This window comes from Intrasporangium calvum, from assembly GCF_028446585.1.
GTDB lineage: Bacteria > Actinomycetota > Actinomycetes > Actinomycetales > Dermatophilaceae > Intrasporangium > Intrasporangium calvum_A.
On the sequence record NZ_JAPFQL010000096.1, the window covers coordinates 1 to 12846 of the forward strand.

8 protein-coding genes are annotated in these 12846 nt (G+C 73.1%); 6 read left to right on the plus strand and 2 right to left on the minus strand.

All coding sequences use genetic code 11. From position 1 onward, the window contains the following. Positions 1-91 precede the first annotated feature (91 nt). Positions 92-3253 carry an ATP-dependent helicase gene (locus OO014_RS17015; protein ID WP_272463515.1) on the plus strand — a complete coding sequence of 1054 codons (3162 nt, stop codon included), beginning with the start codon at positions 92-94 and terminating at the stop codon, positions 3251-3253. Continuing rightward, entirely contained in the window at positions 3250-6777 is a 3528-nt protein-coding gene (locus OO014_RS17020) for an ATP-dependent DNA helicase (RefSeq protein ID WP_334685058.1), read from the plus strand. Before OO014_RS17015 ends, OO014_RS17020 begins: the two co-directional genes overlap by 4 nt. Here OO014_RS17020 and OO014_RS17025 read toward each other — a convergent pair. After that, on the minus strand, positions 6760-7998 hold the full coding sequence (locus OO014_RS17025; RefSeq protein WP_272463516.1) for a phosphotransferase: 1239 nt from the start codon (positions 7996-7998) through the stop codon (positions 6760-6762). The two genes, OO014_RS17020 and OO014_RS17025, sit on opposite strands and share 18 nt — an antisense overlap. Before the next feature lie 79 nt (positions 7999-8077). Between OO014_RS17025 and nudC the strand changes: the two genes are divergently transcribed. Further along, positions 8078-9049, plus strand: coding sequence for an NAD(+) diphosphatase (nudC, locus tag OO014_RS17030; protein WP_272463517.1), 972 nt, complete (start codon positions 8078-8080; stop codon positions 9047-9049). On the opposite strand, the gene OO014_RS17035 is transcribed toward nudC, so the two are convergent. Continuing rightward, positions 9039-9308, minus strand: a complete 270-nt coding sequence (locus OO014_RS17035; protein WP_272463518.1) for a mycoredoxin — start codon at positions 9306-9308, stop codon at positions 9039-9041. The genes nudC and OO014_RS17035 overlap by 11 nt on opposite strands. A gap of 122 nt (positions 9309-9430) precedes the next feature. Here OO014_RS17035 and OO014_RS17040 point away from each other — a divergent pair, with 122 nt between their 5' ends. The 3 genes from OO014_RS17040 (at position 9431) to OO014_RS17050 (ending at position 12554) form a co-directional block, all read left to right on the plus strand. Then, on the plus strand, positions 9431-11602 hold the full coding sequence (locus OO014_RS17040) for an ATP-dependent DNA helicase UvrD2 (RefSeq protein WP_272463519.1): 2172 nt from the start codon (positions 9431-9433) through the stop codon (positions 11600-11602). A 140-nt stretch (positions 11603-11742) separates the two neighbouring features. After that, the gene (locus tag OO014_RS17045) at positions 11743-11997 is read left to right on the plus strand and encodes a hypothetical protein (protein ID WP_272463520.1); all 255 of its coding nucleotides are present in this window, start codon (positions 11743-11745) and stop codon (positions 11995-11997) included. Between the two features lie 269 nt (positions 11998-12266). After that, the gene (locus tag OO014_RS17050; RefSeq protein WP_272463521.1) at positions 12267-12554 is read left to right on the plus strand and encodes a WhiB family transcriptional regulator; all 288 of its coding nucleotides are present in this window, start codon (positions 12267-12269) and stop codon (positions 12552-12554) included. Positions 12555-12846: the final 292 nt, after the last annotated feature.

Here is a 12846-nt window from a genome sequence, read left to right on the forward strand (position 1 = left end):
CGCCCCGCGCCCCGCGCCCGGCGCGCGGTGGGCGCGGGGCGGGCTGGGCGGCATACGACCTGCTGTCGTCGCCTCGTGATGGAATCCCCTCGTGGTCATCCTTCGCCGAGCCCCCGCGCACCCCGCCGGCGAGGTGTCCCTCGACCCGTCGCAGCGACGGGTGGTCGACTCGACCGCGACGGTGATCCGGGTCCTCGGCGGTCCGGGCACCGGCAAGTCCGTCCTCGCCGTCGAGCTGGTCGTGGCGGCGGTGACCGCGGGGGCACGAGCCGACGAGTGCCTCGTCATCGGTGCCACGCGGACGGCCGCCGGGGCGCTGCGCGAGCGGGTCACTGCTCGACTGGCCGGCACCTCGACGCAGTCGCTCGCCCGCACGTGGCAGGCGGTCGGGTTCGGCATCCTGCGTGCTGAGGCGGCCCTGCGCGGCGACCCTGCGCCACGCCTGCTCAACGGCCCGGAGCAGGACGCGATCCTGCGCGACCTGCTCGCTGGTCATGCCTCAGGTGACGCCCCGGGACCGGAGTGGCCGGCGTCGGTGCGAGATGCGCTCGGCACCCGTGGCTTCCGCAACGAGCTGCGCGACCTGCTCATGCGGGCGGTTGAGCACGGCCAGGGGCCCGACGACCTGCTGCGCCTCGGGCTCGAGCGCGACCGCCCCGAGTGGGTGGCGGCGTCCCGGGTGCTGCGCGAGTACGACCAGGTGACGGCGCTCGGGCGACACGGCTCCTACGATCCGGCGTGGGTGCTCACTGCGGCGGCTGATCTCCTCGAGGACGACCCGGCGGCGCTGACCCGCCTGCAGGAGCGACTGCGGCTCGTCGTCGTCGACGACGCCCAGGAGATGACCTCTGCGGCTGCCCGCCTGCTCCGGGTGCTGGCGCGTGGGGGACCTCGCATCGTGCTGCTCGGAGACCCGGACTCCGCGGTGCAGACCTTCCGCGGGGCCGACCCGCGCTTCCTCGCGCAGGGCTGGGAGGCACTCGGCAGCGCGGTGCCGGGGAGGCTGACGCGAGAGACCCTGGTGCTGGCCGAAGGTCACCGCCTGCCCGGACCGATCGCCGAGGTGGCCGGGCGCGTGGTGCGCCGGATCGGCGCCCTCGGTGGGGGAGAGCAACGCTCCGTGCGGGCCCGTCCGGCGCGCGCCTCCGTCGACGTGGCGCTGCTCCGGTCCGCAGCCCAGGAGACCAGCCACATCGCCGCCGCCCTGCGACGGTCCCACCTCGTCGACGGCCTGCCGTGGACGGAGATGGCGGTCGTGGTCCGCGGGAGCGGACGGGCGGCCACCCTCCGTCGGGCGCTCGCCCAGGCCGGCGTGCCGGTGGGCGCCGCCACCGCCGAGACCCCGGTGCGGGACGAGCCCGCCGTGCGTCCGCTGCTCACCCTCCTGGGCGAGTCGGTCCGCATCGCGCGCGCCCCCGAGTGGTCCCTCGACCCTGCGACGGTGACCGACCTGCTGCTCTCTCCAGTTGGCGGCGCTGACGCGGTGGGCCTGCGTCGCCTCCGGCGCCTGGTCCGGCAGGAAGAGCTCGCCGACGGTGGGAGCCGGTCGAGTGACGAGCTGCTGGCGGCGCTCGTGCGGGACCCGTTGTGGTGTGGACGGCTGGGCGAGGCGGGACGCCCCGCGGCGCGAGTCGCGGGGGCGCTCGCTGCCGGTGTCGAGGCGGCCCGCGTGGGCCAGGACGGTCGCTGGGAGCCCGGGGTGACCGCCGAGTCGGTGCTGTGGGCGATCTGGCAGGGCGCCGGCGTGGCCGGGGGGTGGCGGCGCCAGGCACTGAGCGGCGGCCCGTGGTCCGAGCGAGCCGACCGTGACCTCGACGCGGTGCTGGCTCTCTTCGACGCCGCCCGGGCCTTCGTCGATCGCCTGCCGACTGCGGGACCGGACAAGTTCGCCGAGCACATCCTCGGGCAGGACGTGCCGGGTGACACGCTGCTCGTCGGAGCCCAGACCGGTGCGCAGGTCTCTCTCGTCACACCGCAGACGGCCGCGGGCCGGGAGTGGCGCCTCGTCGTCGTCGCCGGCGTCCAGGAGGGGGTCTGGCCCGACCTGCGCCTGCGCGGCTCCATCCTCGGGTCGGAGGACCTGGTCGACGTCGTCGCGCAGCGCCCGGTCGGCTTCCGCGCCGCCCAGGCGGCGGTCCGCTACGACGAGACGCGGCTCTTCCACGTCGCCGTGACCCGGTCGACCGAGCGGTTGCTCGTGACCGCGGTGGGCAACGAGGACGAGCAGCCCTCCGTCTATCTCGACCTCGTCGACCCACCGGAGGGGGAGCGGATCGTCGACGAGGTGCGGCCCCACACCGAGGTGTCCCGGCCGATGTCCCTGACCGGCCTCGTCGGCGAGCTGCGGCGCGATGTCGTCAGCCCCGACCCCGGGGTCGCCGAGCCGGCCCTGGCCCTGCTGGCCGCGGCGGCCGCGGCCGGGGTGCGCGGCGCCGACCCGGAGCGCTGGTGGGCGCTGCGCGAGATCACGACCGATCGTCCGGTCCGAGGGGAGGACGAGCCGGTCCACGTCTCCCCGTCGAAGGTCACCTACTTCTCCGAGTGCGGTCTCAGGTGGTTCCTGACCTCCGTCGGTGGCGACGGGCCCTCCCTGGGGGCCGCCTCGGTGGGCACGCTGGTGCACGACATCGTCGCCGAGCTGCCGGACGCCAGCCTCGCGGAGCTGGTGGCCGAGGTCGATGCCCGTTGGGGCCGCCTGGGCCTGCGCCCGGGATGGGTGACCGACCGCACCCGTCGTGAGGCGCACGACATGGTCGCCCGTTACGTGTCCTACCGGGACTCGGTGGCCGCGGACTGGGAGCGCGTCGGCATCGAGACCGAGTTCCGCGTCGTCGTGGGCCGCGCCGTGGTGGCCGGTCGGGTCGACCGCATCGAGCGGGACCCACGGGGCCGGCTGCGGATCGTCGACCTCAAGACGGGCAGCAGCAAACCGACGAAGGCGGAGCTCGAGCAGCACGGGCAGCTGGGCGCCTACCAGGTCGCCGTCGCCTCTGAAGGCTTCCCCACCCTCGGTTCCGAGAGTGCGGGCGCCGCGCTCGTCTTCATCGGCAAGGGGGGCCTCACCGGCCTCCGTCCGGCCGTGCTGACGCAGCCCGCACTCGCGGACTCCGACGACCCCGACTGGGCACGGGCCCTCGTCGAGCAGACAGCGGAGGGCATGGGCGCCGCCAGCTTCGTCGCAGCCCACAGCAACTGCCGCACGTGCCCCGTGAGGTCCTCCTGCCCCGTCCAGCCCGAGGGTGATGCCCTGTGACCGCGAGCGGTAGGACGCAGCCCCTCGTGACGGCGGTGGCGGCGCCACCCGGGGCCCGCTACTCGGCGCACGACATCGCCCGTGCGCTGGAGATGCCCCCGCCCACCGACGAGCAGGCCGCCGTCATCGAGGCCGGGCCGCGCCCGCTACTCGTTGTCGCCGGCGCCGGCTCGGGCAAGACCGAGACGATGGCGGCCCGGGTGGTGTGGCTCGTCGCCAACGGTCTCGTCGCGCCGGACCAGGTGCTGGGTCTGACCTTCACCCGCAAGGCGGCGGCCGAGCTGTCGCAGCGCATCGCCAAGCGGCTCCGCGGGCTGGTGCGCGCGGGCGTCTGGAGCCCCCCGGAGGACGACGGCACCGGTGCCGAGGTGCTCGGCGGGACGCCCACGGTGTCCACCTACCACTCCTACGCCGGACGGCTCGTCCGCGAGCACGCCCTGCGGCTCGGCATCGAGCCGGAGTTCCGGGTCCTCACCGAGGCAGGGGCCTGGCAGCTGGCCGCCGAGTCCGTCTCACGCTGGGACGGGCCGATGGACGGCGTGGCGAAGTCCGAGTCGACCGTGATCGAGGCGGTGATGTCCCTCGCCGGCGAGATGGCCGAGCACGTCCGCACCCCCGACGAGGTGACCGACCACCTCGACGACGTCATCGCGGCGCTGGAGCTCCTCCCCGACGGCGACGGGAAGGGGAGCCTGACACCGACGAGGGAGGCGCTCGCCGTCCTGCAGGAGCGACGCGCGGTCCTGCCGATCGTCGAAGCGTTCCTGCGACTCAAACGCGAGCGCGAGTCCCTGGACTTCGCCGACCAGGTGGCGCTCGCCGCCCGAGTGGCCGGGTCGGTGCCGGCGGTCGGCGCCATCGAGAGGGAGCGCTTCCGCGCGGTGCTGCTCGACGAGTTCCAGGACACGTCGGAGGCGCAGCTGACCCTGCTGCGGTCGCTGTTCCATGACGCCACCGGCGCGCCGGTGGCGCTCACCGCGGTGGGCGACCCCAACCAGTCGATCTACGGCTGGCGCGGGGCCAGCGCGACGACGCTCCTGCGTTTCCCCGACGAGTTCGCCGACGGCCGGGGCCGGGCCGAAGTGCTGCCGCTCTCGACGAGCTGGCGCAACGACGAGCTGATCCTCGCTGCGGCCAACGTCACCGCGGCTCCCCTCGCCACCGCCCACGTCCAGCCGCTGCGTCCGCGCCCCGGTGCGGGCCCCGGTGCGATCAGCGTTGCGCGTCACGAGACGGCCCAGGCAGAGGCCGAGCAGGTCGCCGCGTGGATCGCTGCGCGATGGCGCTCGCCGAGCGGACGACGCACGGGTCGGTCCGCGGCCGTCCTCTGCCGTCGGCGTTCGTCCTTCCCGCTCGTGATGGAGGCGCTCCGGGACGCCGGCCTGCCCGTGGAGGTCGTGGGCCTCGGAGGGCTCCTCAGCACACCTGAGGTCAGCGACCTCGTCGCCGTGCTCTGGGTCGTCCAGGACCCCACCCGCGGTGACCAGCTGATGCGGCTGCTCACCGGTCCCGTCGCGCGGCTGGGGGCGGCCGACCTCGACGCCTTCTGGACGTGGGCCAAGGAGCTGCACTCCCGTCCCTGGCGGCCGGGTCACGCGGGAGTCGCACAGGGTGTCCTCGACATCGAGCCGGCGGGGGAGGCCGCCGGGCGGGACGAGACCGCGGACCAGGCCGGCTCGGGCCAGGCTTCGGTGTCGGCGGAGGCGCTCGCCGGCGCGACGGGACCCGAGACGGCCGGCAGCCCCTCGGCGAGGACCTCCGACCTGGCGTCCGACAGCGCCGACACCGCCAGCCTCGTCGAGGCACTGGACGAGCTGCCACCGCCGGGTTGGCGCGGTCGGCGCGGGGCCAGGCTCACCGACGAGGCGCGTCGACGCCTCCAGTCGCTCGGCGAGGTGGTGCGTCGGCTGCGCCGTCTCACGGCCCTGCCCCTGGTCGACCTGGTCGCCGAGGCCGAAACGGCCATCGGGCTGGACATCGAGGTCCTTTCCCGACCCGAGCACACGGCCTCGACGGCCAGGGTCCACCTGGACGCCTTCGCCGACGTGGCGGCCCGATACGCGACCAGCTCGGACCGTCCCACCCTCTCCGGCTTCCTGGCCTGGCTCGACGCCGCTCGCGTGCAGGAGCGCGGGCTCGATGCCGGGGCCGTCGAGTCCGAGGGTGATGCGGTGCAGGTCCTCACCGTGCATGCAGCCAAGGGCCTCGAGTGGGACGTCGTGGCGGTTCCCGGCCTCGTCGAGGGCGCGTTCCCTGATCACAGCTCGACCTCGGTCGCCCCGGTCGAGGTCTCCGGCGCGGAGCCGGACGGGACCGATCCGGTGGAGTACGCCTGCTCGGGCGTGCCCAAGGACAAGGGGTGGCTCGTCGGCCTCGACTCCCTGCCCTACGAGCTGCGTGGTGACCGCGACGGGCTGCCGCAGCTCGAGTGGCGCGTCCAGGCGGACCGCAAGGCCCTGGGTGCAGCCATCGAGGCCTTTGCGGAGGCGGGGGGCAGGCACGCGATTGCGGAGGAGCGCCGGTTGGCCTATGTCGCCGTGACCCGGGCGCGGACCGACCTCCTCCTGACCACCCACCTCTGGGGCGCCACCAAGAAGACCCTGTCCGTCCCGTCGCGCTTCCTCCTCGAGGTCATGCGCTCCTTCCCCGAGATCGTCTCCGTCGAGCGCTGGGACCCTGCCCCGCCACCAGTCATGAAGAACGGCAAGGCGGTCGCGCCGACGAACCCCTACCTGGCCGAGCCGGTGTCCGGGGCCTGGCCCCACGACCCGCTGCGCCACCGGCGGGAACTGCTGGGCGCCGTCCCCGAGCGGCTGCGCGCCCTGGCCGCACACGGGGCGCCCGACCTGCGGGGTGACCCGCGGGCCGACGATCTGCGCCTCCTGCTCGCCGAGCGGGCCATGGCCGGCATCAGGGACGAGCCCGTCGTCGAGGTGCCGCGGCACCTGTCAGCCTCGGAGGTGGTGTCGCTCGCGCGCGATGCCGAGGCCTTCGCCCTCCGCCTGCGCCGGCCGATGCCAGAGCCTCCCGCGCTCGCCGCTCGGCAGGGCACGGCCTTCCACGCGTGGATCGAGGAGCACTACTCCCGCGCCGCGATCGTGGACCTGTGGGACCTGCCCGGCAGCGCGGACGAGGACGCAGGCCTGGACGCGGACCTGGATCGGATGCGCGCCCACTTCCTGGCGAGCGAGTGGGCGGACCGCGTCCCGGAGGAGGTGGAGCTGTCGATAGAGACGGTTGTCCAGGGGATCGCGGTCCGGGGTCGGATCGATGCCGTCTTCGCTCGACCCGACGGCGGCTGGACCGTCGTCGACTGGAAGACGGGCGTTCGACCCACCGGGAAGGAGGCCGAGGTGCGGGCGCTCCAGCTCGCTGCCTATGCGGTCGCCTTCGCCCGGCTGCGTGGCGTCGATCCCACCCTCGTCGACGCAGCCTTCTTCTATGCCGCAGAGGGCGTCACGGTGCGGCCGGACGTGCCGAGCGAGGCGGCCCTGGCGGCGATGCTCTCAGCCATTCCGGACTGAGCGGCCCGCCGGCTCCTCCTGGCCGGCCGCCTCGGCCTGGTCAGGGGAACCCTCGCCGTCCTGGTCGCTCGGTCCAGGGATGGCCTCGTCCCCGCCTTGGCCGTGGTCCCGGCCGGTTTCGTGGTCGGGGCGGGTTTCGTGGTCGGGGTCCTGGAGGTCGCCGACCGGCTGAGTCTGCGACAGGTCCGGGAAGGCCGGATGGGGCTGTGTCGCGTCCCAGTTGGGCTCGGGTGGCCCGATCGGTGCAGCGGCCGCTGCTTCCTGCGCCGTGGTCTGCGCCTCGAAGGCGCGGCGCTCGTCCTCCTCGGTCGTGCGACGCTCCAGCTCCCGCAGCGACTCGGCAGCGTCCTCGACTCGGTGCCGGGCTCCGGCGGCCAGGGCCCGGAGCAGCAGCCGCATCGGCGTCATCTCTGCGGCGAGACGAGCTCGCGCCAGCAGGTTGCCGTCCGGTCGCTCGACCCGGGCGCGCGCGTAGGCGCGGAGGACGTCGTCCACGGCTGCAGGAGAGGCGAGCCGAACCAGCTCTGCGAAGTCATCGGCAGGGTCGCCCACGCGCGACTCCTCCCAGCCGAGCACCCCTCGGACCTCGCCGGCCTCGGCGTGGTCGTCGTCGTCGAACGACGCCAGCACGTTGTCGCCCAGGAACGACCCATGGACGGTCGTCGGGGCGAACCTCCACAGAGAGATGTCCTCGAGACGCTGCTCCCACCTGGTCAGGAGGTTCGTCGGGACGTGACCGGTCGCGGCGGCCCGGTCGAGCTCGGAGAGCTGACGCCGGCGGTGGGACTCCGCGTCGTAGACGGGCCGACCCGCTTCCTCGAAGACGGCGAGCTCGATGTTGTGCACGTGCGCCAACGCGCGGCCGACGCCGGCGGCCAGCTCGCCCGGCGGGAGGGCGGCGAAGTCCAGAGGTCGCCCGGGCAGTCTGAGGTAGACGATGGCCCTGCCCTCGGGAATCGGCACCGTGCCGCGGACGAGGGGCATCGCGAGCTCGAGCCGGCGACCGAGCAGTGGGCCCAGCGCGGCCACCGCCTCGAGCTCGGCGCCGGCGCCGTGCGTCATCGGCGCCTTGATCACCCACCGGCGCTCCTGCTTGTCGGTCACGAACGCGACGTCGAATGATCCGGACGGCCGCGCGCGGACACCCTCAACGGCGACCGGGTCGAGGCCTGGCACGGCTGCACTCGCCAAGGCGGCGAGGACGAGCGGGCTCCGGGTCACCCTCCCACCGTAAGGTGGCCGTCTCCTCGATCGTGGGAGGCACGACAGCGTGCCCGCGCCGGGGTCGTAGGGTGGCGCCGTGGCCCGAAGTGCAGACCAGTTGCCCGACGTCGCCCTGTCCGGCGCAGCCCTGGACCGGTCCGCAAACGAGCGTCGTGACGAGCGGCTGCTCGAGCGGCTGCTTGCTGACCCCGGCACCCGCGTGCTCGAGCTGCGCGGGGACCGGGCCCCCGTCGTGGCGGTGGGGCCCGCGCAGGACGGGACGTCGCGCCTTCGGCTGCGCCCGCCCTCGGTCGACGACGCTCGTGGCGTGATGATCTTCGCGGGTCGGGACGCCGAAGGGGTCGCCTACCTCGGGGTGGCGCACCCGCCAGAGGGCACGGCCGATGCCGGCGCGCGCGGGCCGGTTCCCCCCGAGCGAGAGGGATGGCTCACCCTCCGTCAGGCCGCTGCCGGCCTGGACGAGCGAGATGCCGCCCTGTTCGTCACGGTGCTCGGGCTCGCGAACTGGCACGCCTCCCACACGCACTGCTCTCGCTGCGGAGCGCAGACGGCCCCCACTCAGGGCGGCTGGCTGCGGGTGTGTCCCGCGGACGGGAGCGAGCACTACCCGAGGACCGATCCCGCCGTCATCATGGCGGTCGTCGACGACGCGGACCGCCTCCTGCTCGGGCGCGGTCCCCAGTGGCCGGAGGGGCGCTTCTCCGTCCTGGCGGGGTTCGTCGAGCCGGGCGAGTCGTTCGAGGCGGCTGTCGCCCGAGAGGTGGCGGAGGAGGTCGGGCTGCAGGTCACCGATGTCCGCTACCTCGGCAACCAGCCGTGGCCGTTCCCGTCGTCGGTGATGGTCGGTTTCACTGCCCGAGCGCTCGGCACGGACATCGAGCCGGACCCCCAGGAGGTGAGCGAGGCGAGGTGGTTCAGCCGGGACGACTACCGTGCTGCGCTGCGCTCCGGGGAGATCCTGGCCCCGTTCGGCATCTCGATCGCGAAGCGGATCATCGAGCACTGGCTGGGCGAGACCATCGAGTCCGCCGTCGGGCTCAGGCGCTGAGTCGCGCCTTGACCTCGGCCAGGGTGGGGTTCGTGGCGGCGCTGCCGTCCGGGAAGAGGACGGTCGGCACGGTCCGGTTGCCACCGTTGACGTGCTCCACGAAGTCGACGTGCTCGGGATGCGCCTCGAGGTTGATCTCGGTGTAGGTGAGTCCTTCACGCTCGAGCTGTCCCTTGAGCCGCACGCAGTAGCCACACCAGCTGGTCGTGAACATCGTGATGGTGCCGGGTTCGGGGGTGGGCGTCGTGGCGTTGGGCATGCTCTCTCCGGTTCCGCGTCTGGCTGGGGTCAGCCGTCGGATCATGTCAGGCTTCGATGCGAGGATGGCTGCGGCCACCCGGCACAAGAACCGCCGAGGACCGTTGAACATTCCCTTACCCATTGGACGAGAGCGACGAGGAGCCACCGCTGTCCGCCGCACTGCACCCGGATGAGATTCTCCAGCGGCTCGATCCCGAGCAGCGCGAGGTCGCCTCCGCACCACCGGGCCCGCTCTGCGTCCTCGCCGGCGCCGGCACCGGGAAGACCCGGGCCATCACCCACCGCATCGCCTATGCCGTGCACTCGGGGGTCCAGCAGCCGCAGCGCATTCTCGCCGTCACCTTCACGGCCCGAGCGGCAGGGGAGATGCGCACCCGTCTGCGTTCTCTGGGTGTGCAGGGTGTCCAGGCGCGGACCTTCCACGCCGCCGCCCTCCGGCAGCTGCACTACTTCTGGCCGCAGGCCATCGGCGGAGCAGCGCCCGAGGTGATGAGCGTCAAGGCGCCGGCGGTGGCCGAGGCCGCGAGCCGGCTGCGGCTGCAGTTCGACCGCACGGCGATCCGCGACCTCGCAGCGGAGATCGAGTGGTCCAAGGTGAACCTCCTGACCCCCCAGACCTACGCGGCAGCCGCACGGGAAGCCCGACGGGAGCCTCCGGGCCTGGACCCGACGGCCATGGCACGCCTGCTCGAGGCCTATGAGGACGTCAAGGCGGCGAGGGGCGTGATCGACTTCGAGGACGTCCTGCTGCTGACGGTCGGGATCCTCGAGGAGCGCGACGACATCGCGCGCACCGTCCGGAGCCAGTACCGCCAGTTCGTCGTCGACGAGTACCAGGACGTCAACGCGCTCCAGCAGCGGCTGCTGGACCTCTGGGTGGGCGAGCGCGACGACGTCACGGTCGTCGGTGACCCCGCCCAGACCATCTACTCCTTCACCGGGGCGTCGCCGAAGCACCTGCTGAGCTTCGGGTCCCGCTTCCCCGGCGCCCGCACCGTCCGGCTCGTGCGGAACTACCGGTCGTCACCCCAGATCATCCAGCTCGCCAACGCCGTCATCGCCTCGGCCGCCACCCGAAGCCGCACCGCCTCCGTGGCCCTGACCGCACAGGGCGAAGCCGGGCCGCCTCCGCTGCTGACCACCTACGCCGACGACCCGGCCGAGGCGGCGGCGGTCGCCGAGCGCGTCCGCCAGCTCATCGCCGATGGACATCCGGCCGCCGAGATCGCCGTGCTCTTTCGCACCAACGGACAGTCCGAGGCCATCGAGTCGGCACTCGCCGGCGCGGGCGTCCCCTACCTGGTCCGGGGAGGCGAGCGCTTCTTCGCACGCAAGGAGGTCCGCGACGCCATCCTCCTGCTCAGGGGCGCCGCCCGTAGTGACGACGGGAGCAAGCCACTCGGTCACATCAGCCGAGACGTGATCTCCGGCGCCGGCTGGTCACCGGAGCCTCCCACGAGCGGCGGCGCGACCCGCGAGCGGTGGGAGTCGTTGAACGCCCTGGCCGCGCTGGCCGACGAGCTGGCGGCCGGCGCCCCGGAGGCGCGGCTCCCTGAGCTGGTCGCAGAGCTGGACCGGCGCGCCGCCGAGCAGCACGCCCCGGCCGTCCAGGGCGTCACCCTGGCCAGCCTCCACGCCGCCAAGGGACTCGAGTGGGACACGGTCTTCCTCATCGGCGCCTCGGACGGTCTGATCCCGATCTCGCTCGCAGAGGGAGTCGATGCCCTCGAGGAGGAGCGCCGGCTGCTCTACGTCGGTGTCACGCGGGCCCGGAGGCAGTTGTTCCTCTCCTGGGCCGGAGCCCGCAACCCGGGCGGTCGGGCGAGCCGCCGCGTGTCCCGCTTCCTGGCCCCGGCTGAAGCGATCCTCGGAAGCGGTGCGCGTGCCGCCGCCACGACCCCGCCGCGGGCGCGCCGCGGCCCCAAGGTGGCCACCGTCGCGCACTGCAGGGGCTGCGGCGTGGAGCTCACCAGCGCGGCCCAGCGCAAGACCGGCCGCTGCGACGCGTGCCCGCCCGACTACGACGAGGCGCTCTTCGAGCGTCTCCGTGCCTGGCGACTGGGGGTCGCGCGCCAGGCCGGGGTGCCCGCGTTCGTGGTCTTCACCGACGCGACGCTGACCGCGATCGCGGAGCGCGAGCCCGCCGACGAGGCCGCACTCGCGACGATCAGCGGCGTCGGTGCGCGCAAACTCGGACAATACGGTTCCGACCTTCTCGCGGTCCTCGGCGGCGCGGATCCGGAGCAACTGCTAGAAAAGCGTTCTGCGGCAACAGAATCAGTGGAGTCCTGAGAATCCGTGAGAAAAAGTTTCGGAATCCTCGATAAATCGGTTGTGGCGCTGCTTGGCGCCTGCGTACGCTGATCGGAGTCAAGCCCGCTGGCTGCTGTAGCCGGATGGGGTCCGCGAGTCGAGTGAGGAGGGTTGGCCTGATGAAGAACATGACGATGACGATGAGCGCAGTCTCCTGCGTCGCTTCCGCACGTCCGCGCCCGGCCACCGTGCTCCTCGCGGCCACCGATGTCCAGGGCCAGGGGACAGTTCTGTCCTTCGCCACGCCGATCGATGTGCGTCGTGTCGACGCGATCGAGGCCGCGGGACTCGTCCCGGCCACCGACGTGGACCTCACCGCCATCTACAAGACACCCGATGTCGCTCGCTCCCGCTCTGGGAGGCCACCGGTCTGAGTTAGACCACAGCCTCACCTCCAGGCCGCGAACCCGACATCACCGGGTCCGCGGCCTTCGTGTTTTCCCCGAGAACTGAATGCCGCTCGACGACAACCCTCCACCAAGCACCCACCAGGTGCCAGACAGATACGGGACACACCATGACTCCCCGGATGCAGAGCAGCAGGACCGAGACCCGCACCTGTGGTGCCGGACTCCAATCCCGAACGGACACGAGAGAGCAGGCCGGCCCCACCACTGGCGGGCCCGCGACGGAGGTGAAGACCATGCAGCTGAGCGAGTTGCTCGACCTCGGCACCGAGGCGCAAGAGGTGGGCGAGGCCATCCCGTGCCGCGACTACGACGCCGAGCTCTGGTTCGCCGAGCGGCCTGAGGACGTCGAGTTCGCCAAGACGCTGTGCGGCCTGTGCCCGGCACGGCTCCAGTGCCTCGCCGGAGCGCTCGAGCGGCAGGAGCCGTGGGGCGTCTGGGGCGGGCAGCTTCTCGTCCAAGGTGCCGTCGTTCCTCGTAAGCGACCCAGGGGGCGTCCCCGGAAGCACCCGGTTGCCGCCTGAACCGCGGCAAGCCCGATGCCCGGACAGGCCGTGCGGGTTCGCCGCACACCTACCAGCAGATCATCAAACACCAGACCAGGAGGTCGACATGGAGCATCTGGAGCTCCTGGCTCGCGACCGGATTCCTCATCGTCTTCAGCGCGAGGAGCGCAGCGGCAGACGCCGCAGCGCTCGGCTGATCACGTTGGACATCCGTGCGAGTCGGCGCCATCACCGACAGTGATCGGCGGACAGGACACCGCGACCGAGCCGCGGGTGACGCGAGACGTCACCCGCGGCTCCGGCGTCTCGC

What these genes read in the sequence shown, in the direction of transcription:
- OO014_RS17035 (WP_272463518.1), bottom strand. Translation starts at nt 9,308, where the DNA reads ATGCCCAACGCCACGACGCCCACCCCCGAACCCGGCACCATCACGATG.
- OO014_RS17045 (WP_272463520.1), top strand. Translation starts at nt 11,743, where the DNA reads ATGAAGAACATGACGATGACGATGAGCGCAGTCTCCTGCGTCGCTTCC.
- OO014_RS17050 (WP_272463521.1), top strand. Translation starts at nt 12,267, where the DNA reads ATGCAGCTGAGCGAGTTGCTCGACCTCGGCACCGAGGCGCAAGAGGTG.